Origin of the sequence: Streptomyces sp. NBC_00663, assembly GCF_036226885.1 — a bacterium.
Lineage (GTDB): Bacteria > Actinomycetota > Actinomycetes > Streptomycetales > Streptomycetaceae > Streptomyces.
Genome location: NZ_CP109027.1, coordinates 8285118 through 8302687, shown reverse-complemented (window position 1 = coordinate 8302687; position 17570 = coordinate 8285118). Strand labels below are relative to the sequence as shown.

The following is a 17570-nucleotide window of genomic DNA, read 5'->3' as shown; positions in this document are numbered from 1 at the left end:
GCGGGGAACTGCGCGACCGGCCCCCACGACCCGCAGCCCGCGAACTACCGGATGGACATCCCCGAGAGCGTCCGAGCAATCACCAACCGCTGGATCTCGCTCGTGCCCTCAAAGATCGTGTAGATCGCCGCGTCCCGGTGCATGCGCTCCACCGGGTACTCGCGGGTGTAGCCGTTGCCGCCGAGGATCTGGACCGCCTGGGCGGTGACCTTCTTCGCCGTCTCGCTCGCGAACAGCTTCGACATCGAGCCCTCGGCGGCGGTGAACTGCTTGCCGTTGATCGCCATCCACGAGGCGCGCCAGACCAGGAGGCGGGCGGCGTCGATGGACGTACGCATGTCGGCGAGCTGGAAGGCGACGCCCTGGTTGTCGATGATCGGGCGGCCGAACTGTTCGCGGGTCTTGGCGTAGTCGAGGGCGACCTCGTAGGCGGCCCGGGCGGTACCGACCGCCATCGCGCCGACGGCCGGGCGGGATGCCTCGAACGTGGCCATCGCCGCGTTCTTCACGCGCTCGCCGCCCGCCTTCGCCCGCTCCCGGGCCCGGGCGAGGCGCTCGTCGAGCTTCTCCTTGCCGCCGAGCAGGCAGGAGCCGGGGACGCGCACGTTCTCCAGGACGACCTCGGCGGTGTGCGAGGCGCGGATGCCGTGCTTCTTGAACTTCTGGCCCTGGGACAGGCCGGGCGTGTTCGGCGGGATGATGAAGGACGCGTGGCCCTTGGACCCCAGCTCGGAGTCGACGACCGCGACGACGACGTGGACGTTGGCGATGCCGCCGTTGGTCGCCCAGGTCTTCGTGCCGTTCAGGACCCACTCGTCCTTGGCCTCGTCGTACACCGCGCGGGTGCGCATCGAGGCCACGTCGGAGCCGGCGTCGGGCTCGGAGGAGCAGAACGCCGCGACCTTGACGTCGTTGGCGTCGCCGTACATCTGCGGGATCCAGGTGCCGATCTGCTCCTCGGTGCCGTTGGCGAGGACGCCGACAGCGGCGAGGCCGGTGCCGACGATCGACAGCGCGATGCCCGCGTCGCCCCAGAACAGCTCCTCCATCGCCATGGGGATGCCGAGGCCGGTGGAGTCGAAGTACTGCTGGGCGTAGAAGTCGAGCGAGTAGATGCCGACCTTGGCGGCCTCCTGGATGACTGGCCAGGGAGTTTCCTCACGCTCGTCCCATTCGGCGGCCGCGGGGCGGATCACATCGGCCGCGAAGCCGTGCAGCCAGTCCCGGACCTCCTTCTGTTCGTCGTTGAGCTCCATGGTGAACTCGGCCATGTCCCCTCCAGCGGCGGCGCAAATGCATGTTACTAGCGGTAACCCGAGTCTGTTACCGACCGGTAGGAAAAGTCAACTCCTGATGGCCCCTCGGCAGCCCGTTCGATGCATGGTGCATGGTGGGTGTTAGTTTGCGCAGGCGTCACCGAATCAGCACGGGTGGGGAGAGCTCATGGACACCACGCAGCGGACCGATCAGCAGAGGTCCGCCGACCGCCGTCGGCGCGAGCTGCTGGAGGCCGCGGACAGGGTGGTCCTGCGTGACGGACCCCATGCCTCCATGAACGCGATCGCCGCGGAAGCGGGCATCACCAAGCCGATCCTCTACCGTCACTTCGGTGACAAGGGGGGACTTTACGCGGCGTTGGCCACGCGGCATACCGATGCGCTGCTGGATTCTCTGCGGGCCGCGCTGGACGCGCCCGCGGATCGGCGGGAGCGGGTCGCGGCCACGCTCGACACCTACCTCGCGGCGATCGAGGCGCGGCCTCAGGTGTACCGGTTCCTGATGCATCCCGCGGAGGGGGGTCAGGTCGGCGACCAGGGGTTCGATGTCGGCAAGCACAGCGCGCCGTTGCTCCGCAGGATGGGCGAGGAACTGGCTCAGGTCATCGAGGAGCGGCTGGATCTCGGGCCCGGCAGCCAGCAGTTGGCTCGGGTGTGGGGGCATGGGATCGTCGGGATGATGCATGCGGCCGGTGACTGGTGGCTGGGCGAACGGCCTTGTTCCCGGGCCGAGTTGGTGGAGAGTTTGGCCGACCTGTTGTGGGGGCGGCTGGCTGCGGCGGGGGACAAGGTGGGCGGTCCGGGGTTCTGACCGTCGTATGTCGTGTGCTGCGCGGTGGGGGCTGGTCGCGCAGTTCCCCGCGCCCCTAGGGACGCCGCGCCGCCCGGCCCCAAGAAGTGCGGCTCACTTGTCGCCTCAACTTGCTGTGGCGCCAGCCCGTCAGGCGGTCCGCGTAGACCTTGCCGTCCACGTGGTCGCACTCGTGCTGCAAGCACCTCGCGAACCAACCCGTGCCGTGCACCGTCACCGGCTCGCCCGTCATCGTGAAGCCCTCGACCACCGCGTGGTCGAAGCGTTCCGTGCCCGCCTCCAGACCCGGCAGGGACAGGCAGCCCTCGGGGCCGCGGATCACCACGCCGTCGGCCTCCACCAGGCGCGGGTTGACCACGTGGCCGAGGTGCCGGACGTCCTCGTCGTCGGGGCAGTCGTAGACGAACACCCGCAGCGGCTCGCCGATCTGGCTGGCCGCGAGGCCCACTCCCTGGGCCGCGTACATCGTCGCGAACAAGTCCTCCACGAGCGTCGCCAGTTCCGGGCCGAAGTCCGTGACGTCCTCGCACGGGGTGTGCAGGACGGGGTCACCGAGCAGCGTGAGGGGCCGGACACGGCCGCGGGTGCCCGGAATGGAGCTGTTTCGCATGGCCGCAAGGGTACGGCGATTCGGGACTGCGAATGGATCTCGATAGGCTGACCACCACCACGTTGCCGTCAGGCGCGGCGCGTACGCAAGGAGGATCGAGAACTGATGGCAGGCAACTCGGACCCGCTCACGCCGCGGGCCAAGATCGCCGTGACCGCCGGTAAGGCGGTCGCAGCGGCATCGCGCGCCGCAGGGCGCGGCAGCGGTTCGGTGATCGGCGGCCGGGTGGCACTCAAGCTCGACCCCGACCTCCTCGCCCGGCTCGCCCAGAACCTGGACGTGGTTCTGGTGTCGGCCACCAACGGCAAGACCACGACCACGCGGCTCATCGCGGAGGCGCTGCGTGCCGCCGGTCCCGTCGTCTCCAACGCGCTCGGCGCCAACATGCCCGCCGGCATCACCTCGGCGCTGGCCGGCAGCTCGGAGGCGCGCTACGGCGTGATCGAGGTCGACGAGAAGTACCTCGCCGGCGTCGCCCGGGACACCGACCCCAAGTGCATCGCGCTGCTCAACCTCTCCCGCGACCAGCTCGACCGGGCCGCCGAGACCCGGATGCTCGCCGAGAACTGGCGTGAGGGGCTCGCGGGCAGCAAGGCCGTCATCATCGCCAACGCCGACGACCCGCTGGTCGTGTGGGCCGCCTCCTCCTCTCCCAACGTCGTCTGGGTCGCCGCCGGGCAGATGTGGAAGGACGACGCCTGGTCCTGCCCGTCCTGCGGCGGCGTGATGCAGCGGCCCGGCGACGACTGGTTCTGCGGGGAGTGCGGGTTCCGGCGGCCGACGCCGAGCTGGGCGCTGTCCGGGGACCACGTCCTCGACCCGCACGGTTCCGCCTGGCCCATTCATCTACAGCTCCCCGGCCGCGCCAACAAGGCCAACGCCGCCTCCTCGGCCGCTGTCGCCGCCGTGTTCGGCGTACCGCCGCAGGTCGCGCTGGAGCGCATGTACCAGGTGCAGGCCGTGGCCGGGCGCTACGACGTCGTGCAGTTCCAGCAGCGCGACCTGCGGCTGCTGCTCGCGAAGAACCCGGCCGGCTGGCTCGAAACGTTCAGCCTCATCGATCCGCCACCCACCCCGGTGATCCTCTCCGTGAACGCGCGCGGCGCCGACGGCACCGACACCTCGTGGCTGTGGGACGTCGACTACACGCGGCTGACCGGCCACCCGATCTGCGTCGTCGGCGACCGCAAGCTCGACCTGGCGGTACGCCTGGAGGTCGCCAACCAGCACTTCCAGGTCTGCGAGAACCTCGACCAGGCCGTGCAGCTGTGCCCGCCGGGCCGTATCGAGGTCATCGCGAACTACACCGCCTTCCAGGACCTGCGCCGCCGCGTCGGCAACTGACACTTCAGGGGACTTTTGTGAGCGACAACCAGCTGCGGGTCGTCTGGATCTATCCCGACCTGCTCAGCACCTACGGCGACCAGGGCAACGTCCTGGTCGTGGAGCGCCGGGCGCGGCAGCGGGGCCTCGACGTGGCCCGGCTCGACGTGCGCAGCGACCAGCCGATCCCGACCTCCGGGGACATCTACCTCATCGGCGGCGGTGAAGACCGTCCGCAGCGGCTCGCGGCCGAGCGGCTGCGCCGGGACGGCGGACTGCACCGGGCGGTGGAGAACGGCGCGATCGTGTTCTCGGTGTGTGCCGGGTACCAGATCCTCGGGCACGAGTTCATCAACGACCTCGGCCAGCGTGAGCCGGGTCTCGGGCTGCTCGATGTCGTGTCCGTACGCGGTGAGGGTGCGCGGTGCGTCGGTGACGTCCTCGCCGACATCGACCAGCGCCTCGGGCTGCCCCCGCTGACCGGCTTCGAGAACCACCAGGGCGTCACCCACCTCGGCCCCACCGCCCGCCCGTTCGCCAACGTCCGCCTGGGCAACGGCAACGGCACGGGCGACGGCACGGAGGGCGCGTACAACGACACGGTCTTCGGTACGTACATGCACGGTCCCGTCCTGGCGCGAAACCCGCTGATCGCCGACCTGCTGCTGAAGCTGGCGCTCGATGTGAACGCGCTGCCGCCGACCGACGACCGCTGGTACGAGGCGCTGCGCAACGAGCGCATCGCGGCGGCGCAGCAGCCGGCCTAGGACAGCGCCGCGGCAACCCGTGTGAGCTGGGGGTTCATCCGCGCTCCAGCCGCGTTTTACCAGCCCGTCTGACGATGTGTCCGCACACCTGAGCGGGGTCGTCCAGCAGGCGGACGCACGGTACGGCCCCGCCCCCTCCTGCCGCTAGGGTGGCGGGGATCGAGCCGGACAGCGTGGTCCGGTCCCCGGCCCACGTTGAGAAGGTTGTTTCGGGCTATGCGCATAGGTGTCCTCACGTCCGGCGGCGACTGCCCCGGCCTGAACGCCGTCATCCGGTCCGTCGTGCACCGTGCCGTCGCCGACCACGGCGACGAGGTCATCGGTTTCCGGGACGGCTGGAAGGGCCTCCTGGAGTGCGACTACCTCAAGCTCGACCTCGACGCGGTGGGCGGCATCCTCGCCCGCGGCGGCACCATCCTCGGCTCCTCCCGGGTCCAGCCCTCCCATCTGCGTGACGGTGTGGAGCGGGCCAAGGGCCATGTCGCCGAGCTCGGCCTCGACGCGATCATCCCGATCGGTGGCGAGGGCACGCTGAAGGCGGCCCGGCTGATGTCCGACGCCGGTCTGCCGATCGTCGGCGTCCCGAAGACCATCGACAACGACATCGCGGTCACGGATGTCACCTTCGGCTTCGACACGGCCGTGGGTGTGGCCACGGAGGCCCTGGACCGGCTCAAGACCACCGCCGAGTCGCATCAGCGCGTGCTCGTCGTCGAGGTCATGGGGCGGCACACCGGCTGGATCGCGCTGCACTCCGGCATGGCGGCCGGCGCGCACGCCATCGTCGTACCGGAACGCCCCTTCGACATCGAGGAGTTGGCGCGGCGGGTCGGCGAGCGGTTCCAGGCGGGCAAGCGGTTCGCGATCGTCGTCGCCGCGGAGGGCGCGAAGCCGGCCGCCGGGACCATGGCGTTCGACGAGGGCGGCAAGGACGTCTACGGGCACGAGCGCTTCGCCGGGATCGCGCGGCAGCTCTCCATCGAGCTGGAGCAGCGGCTGGGGAAGGAAGCGCGGCCGGTGATCCTGGGGCATGTGCAGCGCGGCGGTACGCCCACCGCGTACGACCGTGTTCTCGCGACCCGGTTCGGGTGGCATGCGGTGGAGGCCGTGCACCGGGGGGAGTTCGGTCACATGACGGCCCTTCGCGGGACGGACATCGTGATGGTGCCGTTGGCCGAGGCGGTGGAGACGCTCAAGACGGTCCCGGCCGAGCGTTACGAGGAAGCCGAGTGCGTCCTCTAGGACCAAACGTTCGAAACCTGAAGATTCTGCCCCCGGCCGCAGCTGCGGCCGGGGGCAGTTCTAGTCTGTGTGCGGACAGACTTGCACAACCCCCACGAATCAGGAGCCGGCGTAATGGATCACAGCGGGCACGGCATGACCATGGATCTGCCGCCGTTCACGCTGGGGCGGGGGCTGCACTGGTCGGCCGATCCGTTCTTTCTCGTCACCTGTCTGCTGGGGCTCGGGCTGTACGCGTACGGCGTCGTGCGGCTGCGACGGCGGGGGGACGCCTGGTCGGCCGGGCGGACCGTCTCGTTCGTCATCGGTGTGCTCACGATCATGCTCATGATGTGCACCAGGCTGAACGACTACGGCATGGTGATGTTCAGCGTGCACATGGTGCAGCACATGGTCATCAGCATGCTGTCGCCGATCCTGATCCTGCTCGGCGCTCCGGTGACGCTGGCCCTGCGGGTGCTGCCCGCCGCCGGCAGGGGGCGGAAGGGGCCGCGCGAGCTGCTGCTGGCGCTGCTGCACAGCCGGTACATGCGGATCATCACGCATCCGGCGTTCACCATCCCGCTGTTCATCGCGAGCCTGTACGCGCTCTACTTCACGCCGATCTTCGACTTCCTGATGGGGTCCAGGACCGGTCACCTCGCGATGATGGTGCACTTCCTCGCCGTGGGTGTCGTGTTCTTCTGGCCGATCATCGGCGTCGACCCGGGCCCGCAGCGTCCCGGCTATCTGATGCGGATGCTGGAGCTGTTCGCGGGCATGCCGTTCCACGCGTTCTTCGGTATCGCGTTGATGATGGCGTCCACCCCGATGGTCGAGACGTTCAAGAACCCGCCCGCCTCGCTCGGTATCGACGCGCTCTCCGACCAGAACGCCGCGGGCGGTATCGCCTGGGCGTTCAGTGAGATCCCGTCCGTGCTGGTGCTGCTGGCGCTGCTGTTCCAGTGGTACGGCTCGGAGCAGCGGCAGGCCAGGCGTAAGGACCGGGCCGCCGACCGGGACGGCGACAAGGAACTCGAGGCATACAACGCCTATTTGACCTCATTGAACACACGTGGGCGCTGAAAGGCGTTTTGGAACTGGGTCGTTCAGTAGCATGAAGCGCGTTGGGGGAACCGCCGGGGGGAGCGGTCATGACAGTTCGCGCATTTATGCAAAGGCTCGCGGCAAAGATTGCGTGTCTGCTGGTTTTCGTTCTCGCGGTGAGTGCCTGCGACAGAGACACGCCCTTACTGGCGGTGAAAGCGGTCGCGGCCGGTGTGCCCTCGCTCGCGCCGTTCTTCGACGAGCGGAGCGGGCTCGGCAAGGACGCCCAGGATGTCGCGTCGCAGCCCGTGCGAGGCAGTCTTCAGCAGGGCGACACTCCGGGCCTGTACGGCGGGTCGAAGCAGCCGGCCGTCTGTGACGTCGACAGACTCAAGGCATTCCTCACCGATCCCAGGAATGACCAGAAGGCGCGGGCCTGGGCGCGTGCGCTGGGAATCACCACCGCTGAGATACCGGAATACCTGGATCGGCTCACTCCTGTTCTGTTGCGTCACGACACTCTCGTGAAGAATCACGACTACAAAAAGGGAAAGGCCGTTCCCTACGACTCGCTTCTTCAGGCCGGAATCGCGATTCTCGTCGATCGGCAGGGGCAGCCCGCCGCGAAGTGCAGCTGTGGAAATCCACTGCGTCCCTTCGCGGGTGACACGAGCCGTATCTCGGTCGAGTTCGAGAACGGGAACAAGGAGTGGCAGGGGTACGACCGTTCCTCGGTCGTGGCCGTGCGGCCCGCGTCCCGTCCGCTGGAGAAGATCGCCCTGGTCGACGTGGCGGACCCCGATCGCGGGATCAACCGGCCGGTCGGCACGACGGGCGCGAAGGACGACACCTTCGACACCCGCACCACGGAAGCCGTGCCCCGGCTGGCGGGGAAGACCTTCGGGCAGGCCCGGCAGGCGCTGGCCGACAAGGGGCTCGCGACCGGGTACGACACCAGGTCGGCGCCGGCCGACAGCGCACGGGTCACGGCGACCGATCCGCCGGCCGGGACCACGCTGCGGTTCGGGCAGTACGTGACGGTGAGCGTGGCGGAGGGATCGTCGCCCGGGGGCGGTCCCACCTCTCCCCCGCCCTCGGAGCCCCCGCCTTCGACGCCCTCGACATCCGGACCGTCGACGCCGGGCACCTCACCGCCGGGCACCTCGCCGCCGGGGTCCAGCGGCGGTACGTCGAAGCCGCCGCCCTCCAGCACCCCGTCGCCGGGCACTCCGTCCGGCCCGTCCACGTCGGCCTCGCCGTCGCCCCCGACCTCACCGTCGACCTCGGTGACGAGCGCGCCGCCTGCCGTGACGAGCTCACCCCCGCTGACGACGACCAGCGCGCCGCCACCGGTGACGACGGTCGCGCCGCCGCCGGAGACCACCGGCGCACCGCCGCCCAGCAGTGAGTCCGCGCCCGAGGAGCCCACCGCGAGCGTCGCCACGTAGCGCCTCCGCAGAACCCGGGAGTCACCGGATGCCTTCAGGACCATCGACATCGGGAGTGGGCCGGGTCATCGCCGGCCGCTATCTGCTGCTGCACCAGCTGGGCAGCGGCGGTATGGGCCATGTGTGGCTCGCCCATGACCAGAGACTCGCCTGCGAGGTCGCGCTCAAGGAGATCGTCTTCCGTGACCCGTCCGAGGCCGGTCACGAGCGGGAGGCCCGGGTCGCCCGGGCCCGCGCTGAGGCCCGGTACGCGGCCGGGCTGCGCGGTCATCCGCATGTGGTGACCGTGCACGACGTGCTGGAGCACGACGGGCTGCCCTGGATCGTCATGGAGTACGTGCCCGGCGCCGTCGACCTGCGCGAGCTGGTCGCCCGGCGCGGCCCGCTGGCGCCCGCCGAGTGCGCGCGGATCGGCCTCGCCGTCCTCGACGCGCTGACCGCCGGGCATGAGCGCGGGGTCATGCACCGAGACGTGAAGCCCGCGAATATCCTGCTCGCGCCGGACCGCGGCGGGGCGCCGTACGGCCGCGTCCTGCTCACCGACTACGGCATCTCCGTGCAGCCGGACGCCGGGGAGACGCGGTACACGCTGACGTCCGTGCTGGTCGGTACGGCGGGCTATCTGGCGCCGGAGCGGGCCACCGGCGGGGCGCCCACTCCAGCCGCCGACCTGTTCTCGCTGGGGTGCACGCTCTACCACGCGGTGGAGGGCTGCGGGCCCTTCGCACGCGAGTCGCACTTCGCGGAGATCAGCGCGGTGGTGACGGAGGAGCCACGACCCCCGGTACGCGCCGGCGCCCTGGCCCCCGTACTGGAGTCGATGCTGGTCAAGGACCCGGGGCTGCGGATCTCCGCCGCGCAGGCGGAGGCGGCGCTGTCGCAGATCGTCACCTCGCAGGCGGACCCGTTCGCGCGGACCCGGACCGACCTGGGCTCGCAGCCGCCGTGGGCTCAGCCGGGTCCGGTGGGTCCGGTGGGTCCGGCGACGCCGCCGCCGCGGCCGGTGCCGCAGGGGTTCGGGCCGCTGGTCACCGACGGCGGCGGGAGTCGGCGCCGTACGCGTCCGCGGGCCCTGCACTCCGCCCTCGCCGGGCTGCTGGGCCTGGCCCTCGCCGGGGGCGGGGTCTGGTACGCCGTGGCGCAGCAGCCGCCCGGGGAGGGCGGGGGTGGCAGCAGCGGGAGCGCCGCGCCGTACGGGGCGGACGTGGGGCTCGGCAGGGCGCTGCGGGACGGCGACTGTGTGACCGTGGACTGGCCGGGCGAGGCGCCCTTCAAGGGCACGCCCCGGGTGGCCCTGGACGCGGCGTGCGGTGCTCCGCCGGACGGCCAGGTGATGGCCTTCGTCCCCGCCGCGTCAGCGGCCGAGGCGCGGGAGCAGGGGCCGGCGCGCTGTGAGGAGCGGACCCAGGAGATCCGCGGGAAGCTCGCCGATGTGCGCGCCCTGGCCCTCGTACCGACCGCGGCGGGCTTCGCCACCGCCGGACGGCGCACGGCCTGTCTGGTGGTGGGCGCGCACGGGCCGGTGTACGGGCCGCTCGGCGGGCATCGCGAGCCGGGGACGAAGTTCCTCGATGTCTCCTCCATGCAGAAGCGGGACTGTCTGGATGTGCGGTCCAACCGGGACGCGCGGCTGGTGTCCTGCGCGGGGCCGCACGACGAGGAGGTGCTCGGGTTCACCCGATTGGCCGAGGACGTCACGCTGGACGAGGCGCGCGCCGAGGCGGCGGACCTGGCCTGCGGGCGGGACGTGGCGCCGGGTGACTACGGCTTCGATCCGTCGGTGTACCGGGCGGGGTCCTGGACGAGCGAGGGCCCGTGGAAGACCGGAACTCATTTCGTCGTCTGCACCGTCAGGAAGCAGAACGGGGGCACCATGGAGGGGGACGCATCCTGAGGATCCCGAGGAGGGTGTTGCGATGCCCGGTTCCACGGACGGCTCGACCAGGACGATGGGGGTGCTCACCGTCGGCGGACTCGTCGTGGTGACCGCCTACACGGTGGCGCTCGGCAGCAACGGCTGGCTGTGGTTCGGCTGGGTCGTGCTGGGACTGATCACCCTCGGGATGGTCGTCACGCGGAGCACATGAGGCCGCCGTTGTTCTAGTGGACGCCCGGCTGGTACTTCGGCAGCCGGGCGGTGATCCGCATGCCGGCGCCCACGGCGGTCTCGATGACGAGGCCGTAGTCGTCGCCGTACACCTGGCGCAGCCGGTCGTCGACGTTGGAAAGGCCGATGCCGCCCGACGGGCTGACCTCCCCGGCGAGGATGCGGCGCAGCACGGTGGGGTCCATGCCCGCGCCGTCGTCCTCGATGACGACGAGGGCTTCGGCGCCCGTGTCCTGTGCCGTGATCTGGATGTGGCAGGTGTCGGGCTTGCCTTCCAGGCCGTGCTTGACGGCGTTCTCGACGAGCGGCTGGAGACAGAGGAAGGGCAGGGTGACCGGCAGCACCTCGGGGGCGATTTGCAGGGTGACGGAGAGACGGTCGCCGAAGCGGGCCCGCACGAGCGCCAAGTAGTGGTCGATGGCGTGGAGTTCGTCGGCGAGGGTGGTGAAGTCGCCGTGCCTGCGGAAGCTGTAGCGGGTGAAGTCGGCGAACTCCAGGAGCAGTTCGCGGGCGCGCTCGGGGTCGGTGCGGACGAACGACGCGATCACCGCGAGCGAGTTGAAGATGAAGTGCGGGGAGATCTGGGCGCGCAGGGCCTTGATCTCGGCCTCGATGAGCCGGGTGCGGGACTGGTCGAGGTCGGCGAGTTCCAGCTGGACGGAGACCCAGCGGGCGACCTCTCCGGCGGCCCGCACGAGCACGGCGGACTCGCGGGGCGCGCAGGCCACCAGGGCGCCGTGTACCCGGTCGTCGACGGTGAGCGGGGCGACCACGGCCCAGCTCACCGTGCAGTCGAGGGCGTCGCAGGTCAGCGGGAAGGCCTCGCCGCGGCCGGTCTCCAGGGGCCCGGCGAGGCGTTTCATGATCTCGTCGCGGTGATGGCCGCCGACGCCGTCCCAGACGAGGACCTGCTTCTGGTCGGCGAGGCACAGGGCGTCCGTGCCGAGCAACGTCCGTAGTCTGCGCGCCGACTTGCGGGCCGTCTCCTCCGTCAGGCCGGCGCGGAGCGGGGGTGCGGCGAGGGACGCGGTGTGCAGGGTCTCGAAGGTGGCGTGCTCGACGGGGGTGCCGAGTCCGCCGCGGCTCTCGGGGCGTGCGGTACGGCGGCCGAGCCAGAAGCCCGCGGCCAGCAGGGGCAGGATCGCCACGCACAGCCCGGCGAGGAATCCGCTCACGCCTTCACCTCTGTCCGCAGCTCTTCCGGCAGATGGAACCGCGCCAGGATCGCCGCCGTCCCGGCCGGGACCCGTCCCGGGGTCGCCAGGGACACCAGCACCATGGTGAGGAACCCCAGCGGCACCGACCAGAGGGCCGGCCAGGCGAGCAGGGCGTGCAGCGCGCCGGACCCGGGGAAACCGGCCATGGTCGCCGCCACCGCCACCAGCGCGGAGCCGCCGCCCACCAGCATTCCGGCGGCGGCGCCCGGCGGGGTGAGCCGGCGCCACCAGATACCGAGAACGAGGAGCGGGCAGAAGGAGGAGGCGGAGACGGCGAAGGCGAGGCCCACCGCGTCGGCGACCGGCAGCCCGCCGACCAGGGCGCTCGCCGCGAGCGGTACGGCCATGGCGATGACCGTGCCCAGCCTGAAGTGCCGTACGCCGCGCGTCGGGAGCACGTCCTGGGTGAGCACGCCCGCCACGGCCATGGTCAGCCCGGAGGCGGTGGAGAGGAACGCGGCGAAGGCGCCCCCGGCGACCAGCGCGCCGAGCAGGTCGCCGCCGAGGCCGCCGATCACCCGGTCGGGCAGCAGCAGGACGGCGGCGTCCGCGTCCGCGGTGAGGGTGAGTTCGGGGGCGTAGAGGCGGCCGAGGGCGCCGTAGATTGGCGGCAGCAGATAGAAGGCGCCGATCAGACCGAGGACCGCGACCGTGGTGCGGCGGGCGGCGACGCCGTGCGGGCTGGTGTAGAAGCGGACGACGACGTGCGGCAGGCCCATCGTGCCGAGGAAGGTCGCGAGGATCAGTCCGTACGTGGCGTACAGGGGGCGTTCGCCTCTGCTCTCGGCCTGCGAGGGCGACAGACCGGCGTCACTGCGCCGGTCGGCCTCGGGGACGGGGTCGCCCGCGGCGAAGGTGAGCCAGGTGCCGGCGTCGATGTGATGGGTGCCGGCCCGCAGGCGCAGCCGGGTGTCCTCGTGGGTGCGGCCGTCCACCGTGCCGTCGACCGTGACCGTGAGCGGGCGGTCGAGCTTCAGGTCGAGGCCGTCGTCGACGCGGACGACGCGCTGCTCGCGGAAGGTGGCCGGTTCCTCGAAGGCGTGGCTGGGGGCGCCGTCGCCCTGCCAGGCGAGGATCAGGAAGAGGGCGGGGACGAGGAGGGCGGTGAGCTTGAGCCAGTACTGGAAGGCCTGCACGAAGGTGATGCTGCGCATGCCGCCGGCGGCGACGGTCGCGACGACCACGACGGCGACGATGACGCCGCCGAGCGAGTCCGGCGCCCCGGTCAGGACCTGCAACGTGAGCCCGGCGCCCTGGAGTTGGGGCAGCAGATACAGCCAGCCGACCCCGACGACGAACGCCCCGGCGAGCCGTCGTACCGCCTGGGAGGCGAGCCGGGCCTCGGCGAAGTCCGGGAGCGTGTACGCCCCGGAGCGGCGCAGCGGGGCGGCCACGAAGAGCAGGAGGACGAGGTATCCGGCGGTGTAGCCGACCGGGTACCAGAGCATGTCGGGGCCTTGGACGAGGACGAGTCCGGCGATCCCGAGGAAGGAGGCGGCGGAGAGGTACTCGCCGCTGATGGCGGCGGCGTTGAGGCGGGGTCCGACGGTGCGGGAGGCGACGTAGAAGTCGGATGTCGTACGGGATATGCGCAGGCCGAAGGCGCCGACGAGGACGGTGGCGACGACGACGAGCGCGACGGCGGGGACGGCGTAGCCGGAGTTCATCGGTCTTCTACGAGGCGTACGAAGTCGCGCTCATTGCGTTCCGCCCGCCGCACGTACCACCGTGCGAGCAGTACCAGCGGGGCGTAGACGCCGAAGCCGAGGACCGCCCATTCCACCCGGCGGGCGTCGGGCATCGCGGCGAACAGCAGCGGGAGCGGGCCGATGAGGAGGCAGAGGACGGCGAACACGGTGAGTCCGGCGCGGAGTTGGCTGCGCATGAGGGAGCGGACATAGGTGTGGCCGAGGGTGGTCTGTTCGTCGATCTCGGTGCGTGGGCGGTAGTAGCCCAAGGCGCGGCGGGTGCGGCGGGGCGGGCCGGTGACGACGACGCGGCGCTCGGCGGGGTCCTGGTGCGGCATCTCAGGTCCTCCGCATCAGCAGGTCGCGCAGTTCGCGGGTGTGGCGCCGGCTGACCTGGAGTTCCTCGGTGCCGACCAGGACGCTGACCGTGCCGGCGTCCAGGCGGAGTTCGCCGATGTGGCGCAGGGCGACCAGATGGCGGCGGTGGATGCGGACGAAGCCGCGGGAGCGCCAGCGCTCCTCCAGGGTGGACACGGGGATGCGGACGAGATGGCTGCCCTTGGTGGTGTGCAGCCGGGCGTAGTCGCCCTGCGCCTCGACGTGGGTGATGTCCTCGACGGAGACGAAGCGGGTCACGCCGCCGAGTTCGACGGGTATGTGGTCGGGGTCGGGTTCGTGCACGGGGATGCGGGGTGCGGCGTCGCCGGGTTCGGCGGGGCGTCGGACGAGTTCGGCGGCGCGGCGTACGGCCTCGGCGAGGCGCTCCTTGCGGACGGGCTTGAGGACGTAGTCGACGGCCTTGAGGTCGAAGGCCTGGACGGCGAAGTCCTCGTGGGCGGTGACGAACACGACCAGCGGGGGCTTGGCGAAGCCGGTGAGCAGCCGGGCCAGGTCGAGGCCGTCGAGGCCGGGCATGTTGATGTCGAGGAAGACGACGTCGATCGCCTCCGGGCCGTGCGGCCCCGACTCCAGCGCGCGGTTGATCCGGCGCAGCGCCTCGGTCGCGTCGCCGGCGCCCTCCGCGCTGCCGATCCGGGGGTCGGCGTTGAGGAGGTAGAGCAGCTCCTCCAGCGAGGGGCGTTCGTCGTCGACAGCCAGGGCGCGCAGCATGAACCCGGAGTGTAGGAGCAAACCGTACGTCTGCACACGTGCCGAGGCATGGACGTTCCCGCTGGATACAGTGCCGACATGCACAGCGCGCCCGCACCGTTCGACGAGCTCGACCGGAAGATCATCACCGCTCTGATGGCGAATGCCAGGACGAGCTTCGCCGAGATCGGCACAGCCGTGGGCCTGTCGTCCACGGCGGTCAAGCGACGGGTGGACCGGCTGCGGGAGACCGGGGTGATCACCGGGTTCACGGCCACGGTGGAGCCGTCGGCGCTGGGCTGGCGTACGGAGGCGTATGTCGAGGTGTACTGCGAGGGCGCGGCCCCGCCGCGGCGGCTCGCGGAGGTGGTGCGCAACCATCCGGAGATCACGGCGGCGATGACGGTGACCGGGGGCGCGGACGCGTTGCTGCATGTGCGGGCGCGGGACGTGGAGCACTTCGAGGAGGTGCTGGAGCGGATCCGGGTGGAGCCCTTCATCCGGAAGACGATCAGCGTGATGGTGCTGTCCCATCTGCTCCCGGAGAGCCCCGAGGCGGGCGCGACACAGCCCGCGCCCGCGCCATCGCCCGAATAAACATCCGAGCACGCAGCGAACCTGCGTCTTTGTGGCCGAAGACGCAGCATTCCTGCGCAGACACGCAATTCTCATTGCTTGTCGGGCGTGACCGTCACTTCCTACCTTGGTGTCAACCCCAAGTCGACACCGCAGGAAGCGGAGGAACCCCTCTGTGTCCGACTCCCGTGTGCCGCGCCGACGGCGATTCCTCGTCTGTGAACCCAGACATTTCGGCGTGCAGTACGCGATCAATCCCTGGATGCGACCCGATGTCCGCGTCGACGTGGACCTGGCCCAGACGCAGTGGCAGGCGCTCATGGGCGCCTACCGGGCCCATGGTCACACCGTCGACACCGTGGAGCCGGCTCCCGGTCTCCCGGACATGGTCTTCGCGGCGAACTCGGCGGTCGTCGTGGACGGCCGCGTCTTCGGCTCCCTCTTCCACGCGCCCGAACGGCGCCCCGAGTCCTCGTTTTACGACACGTGGTTCAAGACGGCGGGCTTCGCCGTCCACCGCCCCGAGTCGGTCTGCGAGGGCGAGGGCGACCTGGTCTGGACGGGCCGGTACATGCTGGCCGGCACCGGTTTCCGTACCACCCGGGAGGCGCACCGCGAGGTGCAGGAGTTCTTCGGGCACCCGGTGATCAGCCTGACGCTGGTGGACCCGCGCTTCTACCACCTGGACACGGCGCTGTTCGTCCTGGACGACTCCGTCGACGGCAACAACGTCTCCTACTACCCGGAGGCGTTCTCGCCGGGCAGCCGGGAGGTGCTGGCGCGCCTCTACCCGAACGCGGTGCTCGCCACTCTGGACGACGCGCTGGCCTTCGGCCTGAACTCCGTGTCCGACGGCCGCAACGTCTTCATCGCGCCCCAGGCCGAGTCCCTGGCCTCCGCCCTCGCCGACCGCGGCTATGTCCCCGTGCCCGTCGACCTGTCCGAGTTCCGCAAGGCAGGCGGCGGCATCAAGTGCTGCACTCAGGAGATCCGTTCATGACCGCTCCCGTGACCACGCGCTCGTCCGCCGACCTGATCCGCGCCGAGGAACCGGTCCTGGCGCACAACTACCACCCCCTTCCGGTGGTCGTCGCCCACGCGGAGGGCGCGTGGGTCGAGGACGTGGAGGGCCGCCGCTACCTGGACATGCTGGCCGGCTACTCGGCCCTCAACTTCGGCCACCGCCACCCGGCGCTGATCGAGGCGGCCCACCGCCAGCTCGACCGCCTCACCCTCACCTCCCGCGCCTTCCACAACGACAAGCTGGCCGAATTCGCCGAGCGCCTGGCCGAGTTGACGGGCCTGGACATGGTGCTGCCGATGAACACGGGCGCCGAGGCGGTCGAGTCCGGCATCAAGGTGGCCCGCAAATGGGCATACGAGGTGAAGGGCGTCCCGGCCGACCGGGCGACGATCGTGGTCGCGGCGGAGAACTTCCACGGCCGTACGACGACGATCGTGTCGTTCTCCACGGACGAGACGGCACGGCAGGGCTTCGGCCCCTTCACCCCGGGCTTCCGGATCGTGCCCTACAACGACCTCGCGGCCCTGGAGGCGGCGATCGACGAGACGACGGCGGCGGTGCTCCTGGAGCCGATCCAGGGCGAGGCCGGCGTGCTGATCCCCGACGACGGCTATCTGAGCGGCGTCCGTGAGGTGACCCGCCGCAAGGGCTGCCTCTTCATCGCCGACGAGATCCAGTCGGGCCTCGGCCGCACGGGCCGCACGCTCGCCGTGGACCACGAGTCGGTCGTCCCGGACGTCCTGCTGCTGGGCAAGGCGCTGGGCGGCGGCATCGTGCCGGTGTCGGCGGTGGTGGCCCGACGTGACGTCCTGAGCGTCCTGCGCCCGGGCGAGCACGGCTCGACGTTCGGTGGAAACCCGCTCGCGGCGGCGGTCGGCACGGCGGTGCTGGAGCTCCTGGAGACGGGTGAATTCCAGCACCGTGCCACGGAGTTGGGCGCCCAGCTGCGGGACGGCCTGACCGCCCTCGTCGGCAGGGGCGTCCTCGGCTTCCGGGCCCGCGGCCTGTGGGCGGGCGTCGACATCGACCCGTCCTTCGGCACGGGCCGGGAGATCGGCGAACGGCTGCTGCGGGAAGGGGTACTGGTGAAGGACACCCACGGCTCCACGATCCGTCTGGCACCGCCGCTGACCATCACGGGGGATGAACTCACGGGGGCGTTGGGGGCGTTGGAGAGGGTGCTGACGCGGGACTGAGCGGCCGTCCGCACGGGGTGTGGTTCTCCGGCGCCGGAGAACCACACCCCGTGCTGCACAAGACCTTCGCGTACGCCACTCATGCTCGTGTTTCCGTCATCGTGCACTCGATCACGTTGCTGCCGGACCCCCGCACCCACCAGGCTGGCCCCGCGGCCTTCCCCACCCG

17 protein-coding genes are annotated in these 17570 nt (G+C 70.9%); 11 read left to right on the top strand and 6 right to left on the bottom strand.

All coding sequences use genetic code 11. The features are described from left to right. Positions 1–44 precede the first annotated feature (44 nt). On the bottom strand, positions 45–1271 hold the full coding sequence (locus OG866_RS37715; RefSeq protein ID WP_329341800.1) for an acyl-CoA dehydrogenase family protein: 1227 nt from the start codon (positions 1269–1271) through the stop codon (positions 45–47). Between the two features lie 172 nt (positions 1272–1443). Between OG866_RS37715 and OG866_RS37710 the strand changes: the two genes are divergently transcribed. Then, positions 1444–2088, top strand: coding sequence for a TetR family transcriptional regulator (locus OG866_RS37710; RefSeq protein ID WP_329341798.1), 645 nt, complete (start codon positions 1444–1446; stop codon positions 2086–2088). Between the two features lie 55 nt (positions 2089–2143). Here OG866_RS37710 and def read toward each other — a convergent pair whose 3' ends face one another. After that, a complete protein-coding gene (gene def, locus OG866_RS37705; protein WP_329341796.1) occupies positions 2144–2698 on the bottom strand; it encodes a peptide deformylase in 555 nt (184 codons plus the stop codon). A 105-nt stretch (positions 2699–2803) separates the two neighbouring features. Between def and OG866_RS37700 the strand changes: the two genes are divergently transcribed. The 7 genes from OG866_RS37700 to OG866_RS37670 all read left to right on the top strand — a co-directional run bounded on the left by OG866_RS37700 (position 2804) and on the right by OG866_RS37670 (position 10591). Further along, positions 2804–4042: a MurT ligase domain-containing protein gene (locus OG866_RS37700; protein ID WP_329341794.1), complete on the top strand. Its 1239-nt coding sequence runs from the start codon at positions 2804–2806 to the stop codon at positions 4040–4042. Positions 4043–4059: 17 nt separating this feature from the next. Further along, positions 4060–4788, top strand: a complete 729-nt coding sequence (locus OG866_RS37695; RefSeq protein WP_329341792.1) for a type 1 glutamine amidotransferase — start codon at positions 4060–4062, stop codon at positions 4786–4788. 216 nt (positions 4789–5004) lie between these two features. Next, positions 5005–6030 (top strand): 6-phosphofructokinase, encoded by a 1026-nt coding sequence (locus tag OG866_RS37690; protein WP_329341790.1) that lies wholly within the window; start codon positions 5005–5007, stop codon positions 6028–6030. A gap of 114 nt (positions 6031–6144) precedes the next feature. Further along, the gene (locus OG866_RS37685; RefSeq protein ID WP_329341788.1) at positions 6145–7095 is read left to right on the top strand and encodes a cytochrome c oxidase assembly protein; all 951 of its coding nucleotides are present in this window, start codon (positions 6145–6147) and stop codon (positions 7093–7095) included. Positions 7096–7163: 68 nt separating this feature from the next. After that, positions 7164–8504: a PASTA domain-containing protein gene (locus OG866_RS37680; RefSeq protein ID WP_329344475.1), complete on the top strand. Its 1341-nt coding sequence runs from the start codon at positions 7164–7166 to the stop codon at positions 8502–8504. A gap of 28 nt (positions 8505–8532) precedes the next feature. Beyond that, positions 8533–10398 (top strand): serine/threonine-protein kinase, encoded by a 1866-nt coding sequence (locus OG866_RS37675; protein ID WP_329341786.1) that lies wholly within the window; start codon positions 8533–8535, stop codon positions 10396–10398. A 22-nt stretch (positions 10399–10420) separates the two neighbouring features. Then, positions 10421–10591, top strand: coding sequence for a hypothetical protein (locus OG866_RS37670; RefSeq protein ID WP_015662072.1), 171 nt, complete (start codon positions 10421–10423; stop codon positions 10589–10591). A 13-nt stretch (positions 10592–10604) separates the two neighbouring features. On the opposite strand, the gene OG866_RS37665 is transcribed toward OG866_RS37670, so the two are convergent. Genes OG866_RS37665 through OG866_RS37650 form a run of 4 tightly spaced genes read right to left on the bottom strand, consistent with a single transcriptional unit; the run spans position 10605 to position 14626 of the window. Continuing rightward, positions 10605–11786, bottom strand: coding sequence for a sensor histidine kinase (locus tag OG866_RS37665; RefSeq protein WP_329341783.1), 1182 nt, complete (start codon positions 11784–11786; stop codon positions 10605–10607). Next, positions 11783–13495, bottom strand: coding sequence for a sodium/solute symporter (locus tag OG866_RS37660; protein WP_329341781.1), 1713 nt, complete (start codon positions 13493–13495; stop codon positions 11783–11785). Before OG866_RS37660 ends, OG866_RS37665 begins: the two co-directional genes overlap by 4 nt. Beyond that, on the bottom strand, positions 13492–13854 hold the full coding sequence (locus OG866_RS37655; RefSeq protein WP_329341779.1) for a hypothetical protein: 363 nt from the start codon (positions 13852–13854) through the stop codon (positions 13492–13494). The genes OG866_RS37660 and OG866_RS37655 overlap by 4 nt, the downstream gene beginning before the upstream one ends. Position 13855: 1 nt before the next feature. Further along, the gene (locus tag OG866_RS37650; protein ID WP_329341777.1) at positions 13856–14626 is read right to left on the bottom strand and encodes a LytR/AlgR family response regulator transcription factor; all 771 of its coding nucleotides are present in this window, start codon (positions 14624–14626) and stop codon (positions 13856–13858) included. A 78-nt stretch (positions 14627–14704) separates the two neighbouring features. On the opposite strand from OG866_RS37650, the gene OG866_RS37645 reads away from it, so the two are divergent. The 3 genes from OG866_RS37645 to rocD all read left to right on the top strand — a co-directional run bounded on the left by OG866_RS37645 (position 14705) and on the right by rocD (position 17401). Next, entirely contained in the window at positions 14705–15202 is a 498-nt protein-coding gene (locus OG866_RS37645) for an Lrp/AsnC family transcriptional regulator (RefSeq protein WP_329341776.1), read from the top strand. A 154-nt stretch (positions 15203–15356) separates the two neighbouring features. Further along, positions 15357–16181, top strand: coding sequence for a dimethylargininase (ddaH, locus tag OG866_RS37640; protein WP_329341775.1), 825 nt, complete (start codon positions 15357–15359; stop codon positions 16179–16181). Then, the gene (gene rocD, locus OG866_RS37635) at positions 16178–17401 is read left to right on the top strand and encodes an ornithine--oxo-acid transaminase (RefSeq protein ID WP_329341773.1); all 1224 of its coding nucleotides are present in this window, start codon (positions 16178–16180) and stop codon (positions 17399–17401) included. The genes ddaH and rocD overlap by 4 nt, the downstream gene beginning before the upstream one ends. The last annotated feature ends 169 nt before the right edge of the window (positions 17402–17570 follow it).

What these genes read in the sequence shown, in the direction of transcription:
- OG866_RS37715 (WP_329341800.1), bottom strand. Translation starts at nt 1,271, where the DNA reads ATGGCCGAGTTCACCATGGAGCTCAACGACGAACAGAAGGAGGTCCGG.
- OG866_RS37710 (WP_329341798.1), top strand. Translation starts at nt 1,444, where the DNA reads ATGGACACCACGCAGCGGACCGATCAGCAGAGGTCCGCCGACCGCCGT.
- def (WP_329341796.1), bottom strand. Translation starts at nt 2,698, where the DNA reads ATGCGAAACAGCTCCATTCCGGGCACCCGCGGCCGTGTCCGGCCCCTC.
- OG866_RS37700 (WP_329341794.1), top strand. Translation starts at nt 2,804, where the DNA reads ATGGCAGGCAACTCGGACCCGCTCACGCCGCGGGCCAAGATCGCCGTG.
- OG866_RS37690 (WP_329341790.1), top strand. Translation starts at nt 5,005, where the DNA reads ATGCGCATAGGTGTCCTCACGTCCGGCGGCGACTGCCCCGGCCTGAAC.
- OG866_RS37685 (WP_329341788.1), top strand. Translation starts at nt 6,145, where the DNA reads ATGGATCACAGCGGGCACGGCATGACCATGGATCTGCCGCCGTTCACG.
- OG866_RS37680 (WP_329344475.1), top strand. Translation starts at nt 7,164, where the DNA reads ATGACAGTTCGCGCATTTATGCAAAGGCTCGCGGCAAAGATTGCGTGT.
- OG866_RS37675 (WP_329341786.1), top strand. Translation starts at nt 8,533, where the DNA reads ATGCCTTCAGGACCATCGACATCGGGAGTGGGCCGGGTCATCGCCGGC.
- OG866_RS37670 (WP_015662072.1), top strand. Translation starts at nt 10,421, where the DNA reads ATGCCCGGTTCCACGGACGGCTCGACCAGGACGATGGGGGTGCTCACC.
- OG866_RS37660 (WP_329341781.1), bottom strand. Translation starts at nt 13,495, where the DNA reads ATGAACTCCGGCTACGCCGTCCCCGCCGTCGCGCTCGTCGTCGTCGCC.
- OG866_RS37655 (WP_329341779.1), bottom strand. Translation starts at nt 13,854, where the DNA reads ATGCCGCACCAGGACCCCGCCGAGCGCCGCGTCGTCGTCACCGGCCCG.
- OG866_RS37650 (WP_329341777.1), bottom strand. Translation starts at nt 14,626, where the DNA reads ATGCTGCGCGCCCTGGCTGTCGACGACGAACGCCCCTCGCTGGAGGAG.
- OG866_RS37645 (WP_329341776.1), top strand. Translation starts at nt 14,705, where the DNA reads ATGCACAGCGCGCCCGCACCGTTCGACGAGCTCGACCGGAAGATCATC.
- rocD (WP_329341773.1), top strand. Translation starts at nt 16,178, where the DNA reads ATGACCGCTCCCGTGACCACGCGCTCGTCCGCCGACCTGATCCGCGCC.